Source organism: Muricoccus harenae (genome assembly GCF_009848505.1).
GTDB lineage: Bacteria > Pseudomonadota > Alphaproteobacteria > Acetobacterales > Acetobacteraceae > Roseomonas > Roseomonas harenae.
Genome location: NZ_WWDL01000021.1, coordinates 75,736 through 91,511, shown reverse-complemented (window position 1 = coordinate 91,511; position 15,776 = coordinate 75,736). Strand labels below are relative to the sequence as shown.

15 protein-coding genes are annotated in these 15,776 nt (G+C 68.8%); 9 read left to right on the top strand and 6 right to left on the bottom strand.

The features are described from left to right. Nucleotides 1-64: 64 nt before the first annotated feature. Genes GSE44_RS15790 through GSE44_RS15770 form a run of 5 tightly spaced genes read right to left on the bottom strand, consistent with a single transcriptional unit; the run spans nt 65 to nt 4,932 of the window. Nucleotides 65-1,096: a UDP-glucuronic acid decarboxylase family protein gene (locus tag GSE44_RS15790; RefSeq protein ID WP_328799087.1), complete on the bottom strand. Its 1,032-nt coding sequence runs from the start codon at nt 1,094-1,096 to the stop codon at nt 65-67. Then, the gene (locus GSE44_RS15785) at nt 1,093-2,214 is read right to left on the bottom strand and encodes a CgeB family protein (protein ID WP_159349781.1); all 1,122 of its coding nucleotides are present in this window, start codon (nt 2,212-2,214) and stop codon (nt 1,093-1,095) included. The genes GSE44_RS15790 and GSE44_RS15785 overlap by 4 nt, the downstream gene beginning before the upstream one ends. Beyond that, entirely contained in the window at nt 2,211-3,308 is a 1,098-nt protein-coding gene (locus tag GSE44_RS15780; RefSeq protein WP_159349780.1) for a CgeB family protein, read from the bottom strand. The genes GSE44_RS15785 and GSE44_RS15780 overlap by 4 nt, the downstream gene beginning before the upstream one ends. Continuing rightward, nucleotides 3,305-3,904, bottom strand: a complete 600-nt coding sequence (locus GSE44_RS15775) for a histidine phosphatase family protein (RefSeq protein ID WP_159349779.1) — start codon at nt 3,902-3,904, stop codon at nt 3,305-3,307. Before GSE44_RS15775 ends, GSE44_RS15780 begins: the two co-directional genes overlap by 4 nt. 8 nt (nt 3,905-3,912) lie before the next feature. Next, nucleotides 3,913-4,932 (bottom strand): inositol-3-phosphate synthase, encoded by a 1,020-nt coding sequence (locus GSE44_RS15770; RefSeq protein WP_235924869.1) that lies wholly within the window; start codon nt 4,930-4,932, stop codon nt 3,913-3,915. 406 nt (nt 4,933-5,338) lie between these two features. On the opposite strand from GSE44_RS15770, the gene GSE44_RS15765 reads away from it, so the two are divergent. From GSE44_RS15765 to GSE44_RS15730, 8 genes are all read left to right on the top strand, one after another. After that, complete coding sequence (locus GSE44_RS15765) at nt 5,339-6,502, top strand: NAD-dependent epimerase/dehydratase family protein (protein WP_235924868.1); 1,164 nt, start codon at nt 5,339-5,341, stop codon at nt 6,500-6,502. Further along, nucleotides 6,499-7,602: an SDR family NAD(P)-dependent oxidoreductase gene (locus GSE44_RS15760; RefSeq protein WP_235924867.1), complete on the top strand. Its 1,104-nt coding sequence runs from the start codon at nt 6,499-6,501 to the stop codon at nt 7,600-7,602. Before GSE44_RS15765 ends, GSE44_RS15760 begins: the two co-directional genes overlap by 4 nt. Further along, nucleotides 7,599-8,726, top strand: coding sequence for a glycosyltransferase family 4 protein (locus tag GSE44_RS15755; RefSeq protein WP_235924866.1), 1,128 nt, complete (start codon nt 7,599-7,601; stop codon nt 8,724-8,726). The genes GSE44_RS15760 and GSE44_RS15755 overlap by 4 nt, the downstream gene beginning before the upstream one ends. Further along, nucleotides 8,723-9,871, top strand: coding sequence for a CgeB family protein (locus GSE44_RS15750; protein ID WP_159349777.1), 1,149 nt, complete (start codon nt 8,723-8,725; stop codon nt 9,869-9,871). Before GSE44_RS15755 ends, GSE44_RS15750 begins: the two co-directional genes overlap by 4 nt. Next, complete coding sequence (locus GSE44_RS15745; RefSeq protein ID WP_159349776.1) at nt 9,868-10,638, top strand: TIGR04290 family methyltransferase; 771 nt, start codon at nt 9,868-9,870, stop codon at nt 10,636-10,638. Before GSE44_RS15750 ends, GSE44_RS15745 begins: the two co-directional genes overlap by 4 nt. Further along, nucleotides 10,635-11,546, top strand: a complete 912-nt coding sequence (locus tag GSE44_RS15740) for a glycoside hydrolase 5 family protein (RefSeq protein ID WP_159349775.1) — start codon at nt 10,635-10,637, stop codon at nt 11,544-11,546. Before GSE44_RS15745 ends, GSE44_RS15740 begins: the two co-directional genes overlap by 4 nt. Before the next feature lie 90 nt (nt 11,547-11,636). Continuing rightward, entirely contained in the window at nt 11,637-12,623 is a 987-nt protein-coding gene (locus GSE44_RS15735; RefSeq protein WP_235924864.1) for an MDR/zinc-dependent alcohol dehydrogenase-like family protein, read from the top strand. Next, nucleotides 12,620-13,606, top strand: a complete 987-nt coding sequence (locus GSE44_RS15730; protein ID WP_159349774.1) for a Gfo/Idh/MocA family protein — start codon at nt 12,620-12,622, stop codon at nt 13,604-13,606. The genes GSE44_RS15735 and GSE44_RS15730 overlap by 4 nt, the downstream gene beginning before the upstream one ends. Before the next feature lie 66 nt (nt 13,607-13,672). Here the strand turns inward: GSE44_RS15730 and GSE44_RS15725 are convergent, their stop codons facing one another. Then, nucleotides 13,673-14,455, bottom strand: coding sequence for a DUF3750 domain-containing protein (locus GSE44_RS15725; protein ID WP_159349773.1), 783 nt, complete (start codon nt 14,453-14,455; stop codon nt 13,673-13,675). Nucleotides 14,456-14,711: 256 nt separating this feature from the next. On the opposite strand from GSE44_RS15725, the gene GSE44_RS15720 reads away from it, so the two are divergent. Beyond that, nucleotides 14,712-15,725, top strand: a complete 1,014-nt coding sequence (locus GSE44_RS15720) for a chemotaxis protein CheB (protein ID WP_159349772.1) — start codon at nt 14,712-14,714, stop codon at nt 15,723-15,725. Nucleotides 15,726-15,776 lie beyond the last annotated feature (51 nt).

Genomic DNA, 15,776 nt, shown 5'->3' with positions numbered 1-15,776 from the left:
ACGGCCTCGTCATCCGGCACGGCGACGCTCCTGCCGAGGCTGGGCGGAGCCGGCGCTCCGCCGCTCAATCCGGGCGGCTGGCCGTGGCGGGCAGCGCAGGGTGCGCGGGATGCACCGGCTGCACCGGACCGGCCTCGCGCCGGAACCAAGCGACCGTTGCCTCGAGCCCCGTCTGCAGCGGCACCCGCGGCGACCAGCCCAGCAGCGCCTTCGCGCGGGAGATGTCGGGGCGGCGGCGGCGGGGATCGTCCACCGGCAGCGGCCGGCGCACGATGCGCGAGCGCGAGTTGGTGAGGGCCAGAACGCGCTCAGCAAGGTCGAGCACCGTCAGCTCCACCGGATTGCCGAGATTGACCGCGCCCGGCGGCTCCGGATCGCAGGCCATCAACCGGACGAGGCCGTCGACAAGATCGTCCACATAGCAGAAAGAACGGGTCTGGCTGCCATCGCCATAGATGGTGATGTCCTCGCCCGCCAGCGCCTGGCAGATGACGTTGGAGACGACGCGGCCGTCATCGGCGCGCATGCGGGGCCCGTAGGTGTTGAAGATGCGGGCCACGCGCACCTCGGCGCGCCGCGCGCGGGCGAAATCGAAGGCGAGGGTCTCGGCGGCGCGCTTGCCCTCGTCGTAGCAGGCGCGGGGGCCGGTCGCATTCACATGGCCCCAGTAGTCCTCGCGCTGCGGATGGGTCTCGGGATCGCCGTAGATCTCGCTCGTTGAGGCTTGGAGGAAGCGCGCGCCCGTCGCCTCGGCGAGGCGCAGCAGCGAGCGCGTGCCGAGGACGCAGGTGAGCATCGTGTGCTCGGGATCCGCCTGATAATGCCGCGGCGAGGCGGCGCAAGCCAGGTTGTAGATCGCGCTGAGATGCAGGCGCTCGGGTGCGAGGGAAGCGGGAAGCGCCTCGGCGATGTCGGCCTGCACCAGGTCGAAGCGCGGGTCCCGCTTCAAGTGCCGCAGGTTGTCTTGTCGTCCCGTCTGGAAGTTGTCGACGCAGATGACGCGGTTCCCCTCGCCGAGGAGATAATCGCAGAGATGGGAGCCGAGGAAGCCGGCGCCGCCGACGACCATCACGAGCTTGGTCTTGCCGTTCCTCACGAGGTCACCTGTTCATCCGCGGGTTGGCCGAAGGCAGCTGCACGCCTGGCCAGGGACTCGCGGAGGTGCCCTTCCAGTTCCGCCGCCCGGTGAGCTGCCGTGTGCTCGCCAAGGACGCGTTCGCGCAGTGCCCGCCCCATCTCGCGTCGCCGCGCCTCGGGCATGTCGAGCAACGCGCGGAGAACGGCTTCGGCGTCATCGGCGAGGATGATCTCCTCATCGGGCCGGAGCAGTGTGTCGATTCCGTCCCACCGGTCCGAGATGATCGGCACGCCGCAGGCGCCTGTCTCGAACAGGCGGACGCTGGGGCTGTAGCCCGCGCGGATCATGTCGGCGCGGGTGACGTTCAGCGTGAATCGGCTCTGTGCATAGAAAGCCGGATGGTCGGCCGGCGGGACATGCTCGATGCGTTCGACATTGGAGGGCCAGTCGATATCGGCGGGATATTGCGGCCCGGCCACGGCGAAGCGCAGCTCCGGCGCGCGGCGCGCCGGCTCCAGCAGCAGCCGCTCCAGAGTCGGCTGGCGATCCGGGCTGTAGGTGCCGAGATAGCTCAGGTCCCAGCGCGGCGGCAGGTCGAGCGGGCGGTAGGCATCGGCATCCACGGAGCAATAGAGCTGGCGCGCCGCCGGCGATCCGTATTGGCGCTCCAGCCGGTCCAGCGTCGGACCGCCGGTGAAGGAGAGATAGAGATCGTATCCGGCGATCAGCGCGGGGGAGAGATATTCCTCGTCGCCGCGCTCCAGCTTTGCGAGGGTGACGGGCGTGTCGATGTCGTAGAAGGCGGTCACGCCACGCGCGGCATCCTGCACCATGCGTCCCACCGCCACGCCCTCGGGCACATAAGAGCCGACGATCACCGCATCCGCCTGCGCGATGGTGCCGCGCCAGGATTCAAGGGCCGCGAGATCGGCGTACAGTTCCAGTCTGCAGAATCCTGGCGACGGAAGATCCCGGTGCTGAGCGTACCAGGGCACGTCGCGTTCCAGGAACAGGATGTCATGGCCGCGCGCGGCCAAGGCGCGGAGCAGGGCGCGGAAGGTGGTCGCATGACCGTTCCCCCAGGAGGAGGAAAGGCTGAGGCCCAGCACGACAACCCGGAGCGGTGGCGCCGTCATGCCGTGACACCCTGGGCCCGCACGCGCGCCATCTCGTTCCGCAGCAACCTATCCACCTCCGCACCACGGCGTGCATAGGTGTGCTCGGCGAGCACGCGCGAGAGGGCGGCCTCGCCAATGGCCTTCGCGCGGGCCGGGGTAAGCGAGCGCAGATGCTCCGCCAACTCCGCACCGTCGCGCGCCACAAGCACCTCCTCGCCTTCCTTCAGGAACAGCTCGAGCCCAACCCAGGCATCGGTGATGAGGCAGGCGCCGGCGCCTGCCGCCTCGAACACCCGCGTGGCGGGCGAGTAGCCGGTCAAGGCCATGCTGTCCCGCGCGATGTTCAACACCGCGAGGGAGGAGGTGTTGAAGGCGTTGTGGTCGCGCGTGCCGACATGGCCGATGCGCTGCACATTGCCTGGCATCGGCTTGTCGTCCCAGCCATTGCCGCCGAGCAGGAAGCGGCGGTCCGGTAGCCGCGCGGCAGCGTCCAGGAAGAAGCGCTCCACCCGCGCCTCGCGGTCCGGCAGGCGATTGGCGAGGAAGGAGAGATCAGCCGCGAATCGCGGATCGGCAGGCACCGGATGATGTGTCTCGGGATCCAGCGCGTTGTAGATCGGAATGCAGCGCCGCGCGCCCAGCCCCTCATAGGCCGCGATCACCGGCGGGCCGCCGCCATAGGTCAGCACGAAGTCCAGCGACGACAGCACGCGGCGCAGCGCATGGTCCGGCGCGTCACCAATCTCGGCGAGGGTGGCGGGTGCGTCCACGTCCCAGAATATACGAATGGCATCGGGCCGCGCGGCAGCCATCACGCCTTCGACCAGTTCGTCGTCGAAAACGCCGACACCGCTGGCCTTCACCACCACATCCGCCAACGCCGCCTCGGCCATCACCTCGCGCAGCGCGTCGGTGGTGGCAGGATAGACGCGCACCTCGGCCCAGGGCGGTGGCTCGATGTCGCGATGCTGCTGGCGCCCAAACGCATCCGGCTCGTAGAAAATGATTTCATGGCCGCGCGCGGCGAGATCGCGCAGCAGGCCGCGATAATAGGTGGCGGCGCCATTCCAGTAGGAAGAGAGAAGGCTTGATCCGTAGAAGGCGATCCTCATGCCGCAATCGCCTCGTTCATGCTCAGGACTTTTCCTTCCCTGCCCCAAGCCACCAAGACGCTCACGGATGCAGGAGCAATATCGAACCTCGCAAGCCCGTCGAGCGTTAACCTAAGATAGGAAGCGAGCGTCGCTTTTATCACATCACAGTGGCTGACGAGCACGATGCGGCCCTCCGGATAATCCTGCTGCAGACGATCCAGCGCGCGCGTCGCGCGGGACTGCACTTCGACCATGCTCTCTCCGCCTGGCGGACGCGCGGTGGAGCGGCTTTCGTTCCAATGAATCCAATCTTGCTCGCCTTCAAGCGAAGCGAACGACCTGCCGGTCCAATCGCCGAAGTCGATCTCCGCCATGGCGTCGCTGACACGGGCCTCAAGACCGATGCGCGCCGCGATGGGGGCTGCGGTTTCCCGTGCACGCTCCAGCGGGCTGGTATAGACGGCGTCGATTCGCTCACCGGCGAGGCGGTCGGCCAGCGCATGCGCCTGCCGCCGTCCCGCCTCACCCAGGCTCACGGCCGGCATCCGGCCGCAGAGCACGCTCCCCACGCGATCATGCGCCGCGTGCCGCACCAGAAAGAAGGTGGTCGCCATGCGCCACCTCAGATCTCGCCTGCCACGAAACGAAGGGTCCGCTCGCGCGCCTCGCCGTCCTGGAACTGCTGGGGCGGGGACTTCATGAAGTAGCTGGACGGCGCAACCAGCGCGCCGCCGACTCCGCGGTCGAGCGCGAGCCGGGCGCAGCGCACCGCATCGATGACCACCCCGGCCGAGTTCGGCGAATCCCACACCTCGAGCTTCAACTCGATATTCAGGGGCATGCCACCGAAGCCGGTGCCCTCCAGCCGGATCTGGGCCCACTTCCGATCGGTCAGCCAGGGCACGTGGTCGCTGGGGCCGACATGCACATCCTGCGCCGGCAGCGGGATCTCGAACTGGCTTGTCACCGCCTGGGTCTTGGAGATCTTCTTCGATTCCAGCCGCTCGCGTTCCAGCATGTTCAGGAAGTCGGCATTGCCGCCGAAGTTCAGCTGGTAGGTCCGGTCCAGCCGGACGCCGCGCTCGCGGAACAAGTTGGCCAGGACCCGGTGCACGATGGTGGCGCCCACCTGGCTCTTGATATCGTCCCCGATGATCGGCAGGCCGCGTGCCTCGAAGCGCTTCCGCCATTCGGGGTTGGAAGCGATAAAGACCGGGATGCAATTCACGAAGGCGCATCCGGCCTTCAGTGCCTGCTCGGCATACCATTCCGTCGCCCGCTGCGAGCCTACCGGCAGGTAGGACACGACGACATCGGTGCGCGATCGCTCCAGGACACCCGCGACATCGGCCACGGGCAGATCCGATTCGGTGATTTCGGCGCTGAGGTAGCGCCCAATGCCATCGAACGTCGCGCCGCGCTCCACCATCACGCCGGTGGGTGCGACGGTGGCGAACTGATGGGTGTTGTTTGGCGGCGCCAGAATGGCATCGGCCAGGTCGCGCCCGACCTTGGAGGCGTTCACGTCGAAGGCGGCGGACAGTTCAATGTCCCGCACATGGTAGCCACCCAGCTCCACATTCATCAGCCCGGGCACGGGCTCATTGGCCGCCGCATCGCGGTAATAGGTGAGACCCTGCACGAAAGAGGACGCGCAATTGCCGACTCCGACAACGGCAACGCGAAGTGCGCCCCGGCTCACGAGGCCTCCCCACCCAGCCGCTGCCGACGCATGGGTGCCAGAATGGATTCCGGCATGCGGAGCGGATCGATCATCAAGAGGTCAAGGTTCCTGCTTCCTCCGGCCCCGGCAGGGCGCCAGGGACCGCATCAACTTAGCTTTCGCGGAAGCAACCGTTCAATGCGGCCTTCGGCTGCACTGCGCCACATTGGATGCGTTACAAGAAAATGTGATGGCATCGGGACTCTTCTTCAAACATGCTGCCGCGGTTAAGGAATGGCGTGGCTCTGCGTAGGCGGCAGGGCAAGCTATGCGCGTTCATGATCCCGGGACGGGAGACTGACGAAGCGTATGGTTGCATGACGCCGTGAGTGATCACCTGGGTGGGCACGGCAATCGGCTGGAGGGCAAGCGTTTGGCGGAATCGATCCTGATCACCGGCGGAGCCGGGTTCATCGGGCGCTATGTGTCGCGTGCGCTGCTCGACCGGGGCGATCATGTGCGCGTGCTCGATAGCTTCATCGAGCAGGTTCATGCCGACCGGGGCGCGGACGGGCTGGATTCCGAGGTGGAGGTCATCACCGGCGACGTGCGGGATGCGGATGCCGTGCGCCGCGCGCTGAAGGGCGTCGACAAGGTGGTGCATCTCGCCGCTGAGGTCGGCGTCGGGCAGAGCATGTATGCGATCGACCGCTATGTCTCGGTGAATGATTGCGGCACGGCCATGCTGTTCCAGCAGTTGATCGACCAGCCGGTGAAGCGCGTCGTCGTCGCCTCCTCCATGAGCATTTATGGGGAGGGGATGTATCGCGACGCTGACGGGAACCTGGTCGAGGATGCGGTACGCCAGCCGCGCAGCGGGCCGGACGCACCCTGGGATCCGCTGGATTCGAAGGGCCGCCCGCTGGTGCCCGTGCCGACGCCCGAATGGAAGCGGCCGAACCTCGCCTCGGTCTATGCCATCACCAAGTTCACGCAGGAACGGCTGACGCTAACCCTCGCCCCCGCCTATGGGATGGAGGGCGTGGCCCTGCGGCTGTGGAACGTGTATGGTGCCGGGCAGGCGCTCTCTAATCCCTATACGGGCGTGCTGGCGATCTTCGCGGCGCGGCTGCAGAACGGTCAGCCGCCGCTGATCTTCGAGGATGGGCTGCAACGACGCGACTTCGTCCATGTCGAGGATGTGGCGCGCGCCTTCCTCCTTGCGCTCGATCATCCGAATGCACCGGGCGGGGTGTTCAACATTGCCAGCGGCGTGGACCGGACGGTGCAGGAGGTCGCGGCGGACCTGGCCACCGCCATGGGCCGCACTGGGCTTGCGCCGGAGATCGCGGGCAAGACCCGCGCGGGCGACATCCGCCACAACATCCCCGACATCACCAAGGCACGCGAGGAGCTGGGTTACGCCACTCGGCATCTCGACTTCACGGCCGATCTCGCGGAGCTGGCGGAGTGGGTGGCGCGGCAACAGGCGCGCGACCGTGTCAGTCAGGCGCGGAACGAGCTCGAGCTGCGGGGACTGGTCGCGTGAGGAAGGTGTCGGCACCATCCGCTCCCGCCGTCACGGGTCGGCAGCCGATCCTGGTCACGGGCGGCGCCGGCTTCATCGGCTCCAACCTCGCCGACCGGCTGGCCACGGAAGGCCATGATGTCCTGATCTATGATGCCCTGCTGCGCCCGGGCGTGGAATCGAACCTCAACTGGCTGAAGCGCCGGCATCCGGAGCGGATCTCCGCCGTCGTCGCGGATGTGCGCGACGCCGCCTCGCTGGCGGCGGCCGCGTCCAGGGCCGGGGCGGTGTTCCATCTCGCGGCACAGGTGGCGGTGACCACCAGCCTTGTCGATCCGCGCGAGGATTTCGACATCAATCTCGGCGCCACCTTCAACCTGCTGGATGCGCTGCGCCGGCGGGGCGAACGGGTGCCACTGGTCTTCGCCAGCACCAACAAGGTTTATGGCGATCTGTTGGATGTTCCGCTCGAACTTGATGGCGAGGCCTATGCGCCGCGCGATCCGGCGATCCGGGCGCGCGGCATCGGCGAGGAACGATCACTGGACTTCCACACGCCCTATGGCTGCTCCAAGGGCGCGGCCGACCAGTATGTGCTGGATTTCGGCCGCTCCTTCGGCGTGCCCACCGCGGTGATGCGGATGAGCTGCATCTACGGGCAGCGCCAGATGGGTACCGAGGACCAGGGCTGGGTGGCGCATTTCGTCCTCCGCGCCCTGCGCGGGGAACCGGTCAGCATCTATGGCGATGGCTGCCAGGTGCGGGACGTGATGGATGTTGGCGATGCCGTGGACGCCTATCTCGCGGCCTGGCGGCGGATCGATGCCGTGGCAGGGCGCGCCTTCAATCTCGGCGGCGGGCCGGCCAATGCGATTAGCCTGCGGCAACTGCTCCGGCATATCGGCGACCTGACGAACCATTCGGTCGAGACGCATTACGCTGATTGGCGCGCGGGCGACCAGCGCTACTATGTGTCGGACACGAGCCGCGCGGCGCGTGAGCTGGGGCTACGCCCCGCGCGCCCCTGGCGCGAAGGCGTCGCGGCGCTCGCGCAATGGCTGCGGCAGGAGCGCACCACACCGGAATCGCTCCGCGCGCCGGTGCCGCTGGCCAGCGCGTGACCTTCGGCGCACAGGGAATCCGGGGCACGCGGCTGCTGATGACCGCCGATGCGGCGGGCGGTGTCTGGACTTATGCGCTGGACTTGGCCGGGGGCCTCGCCATGCAGGGCGTGAGCACCGTGCTTGCCGTGCTCGGCCGGGGACCGACGCCGGACCAGATGGTGCAGGCGTCCGCCATCCCCGGGCTCGAATTGCGGCTGACCGGTCTGCCGCTGGACTGGCTGGCGGAGGAGCCACAGGCGGTGACGGAAGCGGGCGCGGCCCTCGCCGCGCTGGCGCGGGATGTGCGGGCGGATGTCGTGCAGCTCAACAGCCCGGCGCATGCAGCCGGCGCGGGCTTCGCGGTACCTGTCGTCGCCGTCTCGCATTCCTGCGTCGCAACCTGGTGGGATGCGGTGCGGGGCGGCATCCTGCCCGCCGATTTCGCCTGGCGGACGGAGCTGGTCCGCAGCGGCTTCCTGGGCGCCACGGAGCTTGTCGTGCCCAGCCGGGCCTTCGCCGAGGCGACGGCGAACCGCTACACGCTGCCGCGCCTGCCGCGCGTCGTCTACAACGGCCGCATGGCCCCTCCCGCCTCGGCCAGCCCGCCTGATGGCGTGCCGCCGCTCTTCGCCTTCACGGCCGGGCGGCTCTGGGACGCGGGCAAGAACCTCGAGACGCTGGACCGCGCGGCGGCGCGGCTGGACCTGCCGGTGCTGGCCGCCGGCCCCATGGCCGGACCGGACGGAACGCTGGTGCAGGCGCGGCACCTGCGCGCCCTTGGGCGGCTGAACGAGCCGGGCCTGTTAGGATGGCTCGGCCATGCGCCGATCTATGTCTCCCTTGCCCTGTACGAGCCCTTCGGCCTCGCCGTCCTCGAGGCCGCGCAGGGCGGATGCGCGCTGGTGCTTTCGGATGTCCCGAGCTTTCGGGAGTTGTGGGATGGCGCCGCCATCTTCGTGCCGGCGCGCGATGACGCGGCCGCTGCCGATGCGATAGCGCGGCTGGCGGCGGATGCCGGCGAGCGCGCGCGCCTGGGTGCCGCCGCGCGAGAGAGGGCGGGCCGCTACACCGTGGAGGCGATGGCGGAGGCGATGCTTGCCGTGTATCGCAGCCTGCTGCTGCCGGGGACCGTCGCCGCGTGAAGCTCGTCTACCTCACCCATTCGCTGGCCTCCTGCTGGAACCATGGCAACGCGCATTTTCTGCGCGGCGTGCTGCGGGACCTTGTGCATCGCGGGCATGAGGTGCTCTCCCTCGAACCCGAGGGAGCCTGGAGCCTAGAGAACCTGCTGCGCGACCATGGCAAGGCGGGGCTCAACGCCTTCCAAGCGAACTACCCCGAGCTGTCCTCCCGTGCCTTCTCCGGCTTCGCGGAGGTGGAGGCCGCGCTCGACGGGGCCGACGTGGTCATCGTGCATGAATGGAACGAGCCGGAGCTGGTCGCCGCTGTCGGCCGTCTGCGTCGCCGCGGTGCGCCCTTTACCCTGTTGTTCCACGACACGCATCACCGCGCGGTCAGCGAGCCAGAGGCGATCCGGCGCTTCGACCTGGATGGCTATGACGCCGTGCTGGCCTTCGGTGCCACCCTCGCGGAAGTCTATCGCGAGTGGGGCTGGGGCGACCGCGTCTTCGTTTGGCACGAGGCGGCGGATACGCGCCTGTTCCATCCACCGGAAGTGGAGGGCCGGCGCAAGGGCCTGGTCTGGATCGGCAACTGGGGCGATGGCGAGCGCAGCGCGGAGCTGGAGAGCTTCCTGCTGCGCCCCGCGCGTACCACCGGCCTGCCGTTGGACATCTATGGCGTGCGCTACCCGGATGAGGCACGGGCCATGCTGGCACGCTACGGCGTGCGCTACCGCGGCTGGCTGCCGAATGCGCGCGCGCCCGAGCTCTTTGCGCGGCACCTTGCCACCGTGCATGTGCCGCGCCGCTTCTATGTGGAAATGCTGCCCGGCATCCCCACCATCCGCGTCTTCGAGGCGCTGGCCTGCGGCATTCCCCTCGTCTCCGCTCCCTGGCAGGATTCCGAAGGGCTGTTCCGCCCCGGCCATGATTATCTGACGGCCCGCGACGAGGCGGAGATGGTGCGCCACCTCTCCGCCCTGCGCGACGATCCCGCGCTGCGGCGCGCACTGGTGGAAAGTGGGCTGGAGACGATCCGCGCGCGCCATAGCTGCGCGCATCGCGTGGACGAGCTGCTGGGCATGCTGTCACGCCTGGATGCGGCACCAATGCGGCGGCTCGGCCCCGCGCAACATTCGATGGCAGAAGGGGCGCCAGCACCATGAGCCAAGCCGTGACGCTTTCGAAGGATGAGATCCGCAAACGGGTCGAGGCCCTCGGCGACTGGTTCCACAACTTCGACCTCGGCGGGGTGAAGACCGCGCCGAACCACTTCCTGCACGACTATCCCGCAAACAAGTTCAAGCGCTTTGCGAAGGCGATCCCGCAGGACCTGACGGGCAAGTCGGTGCTCGATATCGGCTGCAACGCCGGCTTCTACTCGCTGGAGATGAAGCGGCGCGGCGCCAGCCGCGTGCTCGGCATCGACTCCGATGACCGCTACCTGGCCCAGGCGCGGCTGGCCGCCGAGGTGACGGGGCTGAAGGCGGAGTTCCGCAACCTCTCTGTCTATGATGTCGGCACGCTGGGCGAGCGCTTCGATCTCGTGATCTTCATGGGCGTGCTCTACCATCTGCGCCATCCGCTGCTCGCGCTGGACCTGATCCATGAGCATGTCGCCAAGGACCTGCTGCTGTTCCAGTCCATGCAGCGCGGCGCGACGGAGGTGGAGTCGGTGGCGGCGGACTATCCCTTCGAGGAAACCGAGATCTTCGAACGTCCCGGCTATCCGAAGCTGCATTTCGTAGAGCACCGTTACACCGGCGATCTGACCAACTGGTGGGTGCCGAACGCCGCCTGTGCCGAGGCGATGCTGCGCTCGGCCGGTTTCGCCATCCTCGAGCACCCCGAGCAGGAGGTGTATCTCTGCCGGCGCAAGGAAGCCCCCTGGGGTGCCGGCGCCGCCTATCCCGCGAAGGAGAAGCGCGCGTGATCGAAGCCGCGATGATCTGGAACGAGCCCAACAACAAATCCCATTGGGATCCCGAGATCGATCCGGGCTGGGCGATGTTCGCGGAGACGGCGAAGCTGGCCGGCCGGGCGATCCGCGAGGCGAATCCGGACTTGCCGCGCATTCTCGGCGGCATCTCACCGATCGATCCCGCCTTCATCGTGAACATGGCGGAACGGGGGGCGCTGGCGGAGGTCGATGCGGTGGCCGTGCACGGCTTCCCGCTCGACTGGAACCTGTGGAAGATCGACGAGTGGCCGGCGAAGATCGACGAGATCCGCGCGGTGACGGACAAGCCGATCTGGGTGTCGGAAGTCGGCATCTCCACCTTCGGCGCGGAGGAGGTGCAGGTCTGGGGGCTCAACCGCACCGCCGAGCTTCTGATCGGCAAGGCGCCACGCATCCACTGGTACAGCCTTTACGACCTGCCGCAGGCCTGGGGGGCGACCACGCGCCACCGCGAGGCCGAAGGCTCCTCCTATTATCGCCATTTCTACATGGGCCTGCTGCGCGAGGACGGGTCGCCCAAGCCATCCATCGAGCATTTCGCGAAGCACGCGCCGCAGATGGGCCTGTGCCAGTGGTTCCACTATGAGGACCACCGCCTATACGACGCCGTGGAATGGATGAAGCGGCTGGGCGTCACCTATCTGCGCACCGGCCTCTCCTGGGCCGACAGCTTCCGCCCCAATGCGCTGGACTGGTTCGACCGGCAGATGGAGGCGCTCGCTGATTTCGACGTCACCGTCACCTTCTGCTTCACGCCGGAACATCGCGGCATCGCCCCGCACCACACCAGCCCGCCCCAGGTGCCGGAGGAATTCGCGGAGTTCTGCGCCTCCATGATCCGGCGCTACGCCCCGGCCAAGGCGGCGGTGGTCGCGGCCTGATTCCGGCGGGATCAAACAGTCAGTCAGCAGGTTGATTCGGACCGCCGGTGGCCATCGCGCCACCGGTGGCACGCGATGAAGGATGGCATGATGAGTGGGATGCCCGCCGGTGCGGCGCGCATGCGGGCCGCGGTCCTGACCGGGCCAGGCCGGATGGAGGTACAGGAGGTGGCGCGGCCGGAGCCCGGCCCCGGCCAGGTGCGGCTGCGTGTCGAAGGATGCGGCGTCTGCGCCTCCAACCTCACCCCCTGGGCCGGTCCGGACTGGATGCGCTTCCCCACGGAGCCGGGCGATCTGGGGCATGAGGCCTGGGGCGTGGTGGATGCGCTGGGCGAGGGCGTGGAAGGGCTTTCGCTGGGCGATCGCGTCGCCGCCCTCTCCTATCGCGGCTATGCGGAGTACGATCTGGCGGAGGCCGCGAATGTCGTGCGCCTGCCGGAATCCCTCGCCGGGCAGCCTTTCCCGGGCGAGCCGCTGGGCTGCGCCATGAACATCTTCCGCCGCAGCGGGATCGAGGCGGGGCAGACCGTCGCCATCATCGGCATCGGCTTCCTCGGCGCCATCCTGACGAAGCTGGCGACCCAGGCGGGCGCGCGGGTGATCGCCATCTCCCGCCGCCCCTACTCGCTCGATCTTGCACGCAAGATGGGCGCGGCCGAGACCATCCCGATGGAGGACCACAACGGCATCATCGAGCGGGTGAAGGAACTCACGGGCGGCCGGTTCTGCGAGGTGGTGATCGAGGCGGTGGGCAAGCAATGGCCGCTGGACCTCGCGGCCGAGCTGTGCCGGGAGCGCGGGCGGTTGATCGTCGCCGGCTACCACCAGGACGGGCCGCGGCAGGTGAATATGTGGCTGTGGAACTGGCGCGGGCTGGACGTGATCAACGCGCATGAGCGCGACCCGAAGGTCTATGTGCAGGGCATCCGGGAGGCGGTGGAGGCCATCGCCGCCGGTCGCCTCGATCCCGCGCCGCTCCTCACCCATGACTTCCCGCTGGAACGGCTGGACGCGGCGCTGGACGCCACGCGGGACCGGCCGGACGGCTTCCTCAAGGCCGTGGTGCGCTTCTCGTGAAGGCGCCCCGCATCGGCTTCCTCGGCGTCGGCTGGATCGGCCGCCACCGGATGCAGGCCATCCTGGCCAGCGGCGCGGCCGAAGCCGCCGCCATCGCCGATCCGTCGCCGGAAATGGCGGAGGAGGCCCGGAAACTGGCCCCCGGCGCCCGATGCGTGGGTTCGCTGGAGGAGATGCTGGCGCTGCGCCTGGACGGCGTGGTGATCGCCACCCCCAGCGCGATGCATGCCGCGCAATCCATCCAGGCACTGCAGAGCGGCGCGGCCGTTTTCTGCCAGAAGCCGCTGGGCCGCACGGAGGCGGAGGTGCGCGCCGTGGTCGATGCCGCCCGCGCGGCCGATCGCCTGCTGGCGGTGGACCTGTCCTACCGCTTCACCGAGGGCATGCGCCGCATCCGGGAGGCAATCCAGGCGGGGCAGCTCGGCAGCCCCTATGCCGTCGATCTCGTCTTCCACAACGCCTATGGGCCGGACAAGCCGTGGTTCCGCGATCCTGCCCTGTCGGGCGGCGGCTGTGTCATGGACCTGGGCGTGCATCTGGTGGATCTCGCGCTCTGGGCGCTGGACTTCCCCAAGGTGGCGCGGGCGTCCGGCTCGCTCTTCGCCGGTGGGGAGCCGCTGGGCGCTCGCACGGACCGGGTGGAGGATTATGCCGTCGCAACCATCGAACTGGAGACCGGGGCGGTGGTGCGGCTGGCCTGCTCCTGGAACCTCCATGCGGGCTGCGACGCGGTGATCTCCGCGGAATTCCACGGCACGGCGGGCGGCGCCGCACTGCGCAACGTCAACGGCTCCTTCTACGACTTCACCGCCGAGCGCTTTCGCGGCACCGCGCGCGAGACGCTGGCGCTGCCTCCCGATGAATGGGGCGGCCGCGCCGCAGCCGATTGGGCCGCGCGCCTCGCCGGCGGTGCGCGCTACGATCCCGCCACCGAGCAGCTCACCGAGGTGGCCGCCGTCCTGGACCGGATCTACGGACGCTGACCACCCGCTAAACCCGAAGGAAAAAGATGGGGGCCCGGGGGAATTCCTTCCCCCGGCCTTTCTTTCTCAGGACGCCGCCGCCGGCATCGGCACCCCCGGCCCGTCCGGCCCCCGCATGCCGATGCGCCCCAACCCCGGAAGCTTGATCGCCGGCCGGCGCAGGTCGATCCCCGCCACGGCGCCGAGGATGTTCACCTCGATCCCCTCCACCCAGCCCAGGGTGATGCCGGCATAACCCCCCAGCGTCAGCCGCACTCCAGTGCCCGAGGCCGTGCGGCGAAGCCACCGGCCGTCATAGGGGTAGTCCTTGCCGATGGCGGTGGGCGGGAGGGAGACGCGGATCCCCGGCACCGAGTCCAGTACGGCGGCGACGAAGGTGTTGGAATTCGGCCCCGGCCAGGGGCTGTAATCCCCCTGGTTGCGCCAGCTATAGCTGGCGATGGCCGCCTGCATCCGGGGGATCAGCGCCGATGCGTCCAGGCCATCCGCCGCGAAGACCACCTCGGGCACGCGCCCGAACCAGCGGCCGTCGGGCTCGAAGCCGTTCATGCGGATCGGCTCGCCCCAGGCGGTGTAGTCGTAGCGCGTGTAGCGGGACGCGCCCTCGGGCTTGAAGACGATCCAGCAATGAACGGCAAAGATGCCGCGCCAGCGCACCGTCGGGGCGGCGAAGACCCGCACCACCGCGCCGGGCGTCTGCGCCGCCGGCGGCAGGAGCCCGGCGCTCGAGCGATCGGCCGACCACCACTCGGTGACCGCACCGCCCGCCCGGTAAAGGGCGGCCGAGACGCCAAGGGGCAGGAGGTAGAAGAGGAGGAAGAGGAGGAGCGCGACTTTGATGAGCATCATGGCCGTGCACCATGTTTGTTGCGCTGCGGCAGGCTGCAACCGCGCCCGTGACTCCGCGCGGCATCCCTGCCGCCACCCCGGCGCGGGGCAGGCCGCCGGGCCAGCTCCGGAGAATGCTGCGGGGGCTGCGCCAGGGTCGGCTGTGAAGCCCTCGCGCCCTCCGGCATAGCACCCGCGTAACCGCCCGGAACGGCCGCAACCCCCGCATCATCCAACGGTTCAACTTCATGGCGCACATGCGGCTGAGCGGGACAGGATGACAAGACGCAATATCGTGGCGATCGGCGGCTCTCTCGGCAGTACGGCCGTGCTGAAGCGCCTCCTCACGAGCCTGCCGCAGGATTTTCCGGCGGCCGTGTTCATCACCACCCACATTCCCAGCAGCAGCACGGGCTATTTGGCGGAAATGCTGGGCGCCACTTCCACCCTGCCCGTCAGCCAGGCGGTCGATGGACAGCCGATCGAGCCAGGGCGCGTTTATGTCGCCCCGCCCGACCGGCACCTGCTGATCATCGATGGCGCGGTGGTGCTCGGCACCGGCCCACGGGAGAACATGGCGCGCCCCTCCATTGACCCGATGTTCCGTTCAGCCGCCCTGACTTACGGGCCGCGCGTCATCGGCGTGGTCCTGACCGGCCTGCTGAATGATGGCGCGGCGGGCCTCTATGCGATCAAGGAGGCCGGGGGCCTGACCGTGGTGCAGCATCCGCTGGACGCTGAGGCCCCGGACATGCCGCGGGCAGCGCTGGAAACGGTGGAGGTGGACCATGTCGCCGGGGCCGAGGACCTGGCGGGGCTGCTCACCGCCTTGGCGGACACGCCGGCGGGCCCGGCCCCGCTACACCCTCCGGAGCTGGAGCTGGAGGTGATGATCGCGGCGGGCCGGCGCGTGGGTTCGGACCAGCTGCGCGAGATCGCCGCGCCCTCGGCCGTGACCTGCCCGCGTTGCCAGGGCGTGCTATCCGAGATGAAGGCGGGGGGGCCGCTGCGCTACCGCTGCCAGATCGGCCATGCCTTCACGGCGGAGGCGGTGATCTCCGCCCAGGAGGAAGGGGTGACGGAGGCGATCCGGATCGCCATGCGGATGATGGAGGAGCGCACCGAACTCGTCACCCGCATGGCGCGCGATGCCCGCGAGCAAGGGCGCTCGGCCGTGGCCGAGCTCTATGAAGCGCGGGCCACCGAATACGGCGGCTATGCCGCGACACTGCGGCGGGCGGCCACGCTGGAGCTCCGCACGGCACGCCGCACCTCGCCACAGGAAGTCTGAAAGTCGGATAATGAGGCGCGCGCTTGGGCCGGACAGGATATAGCCCCGCGT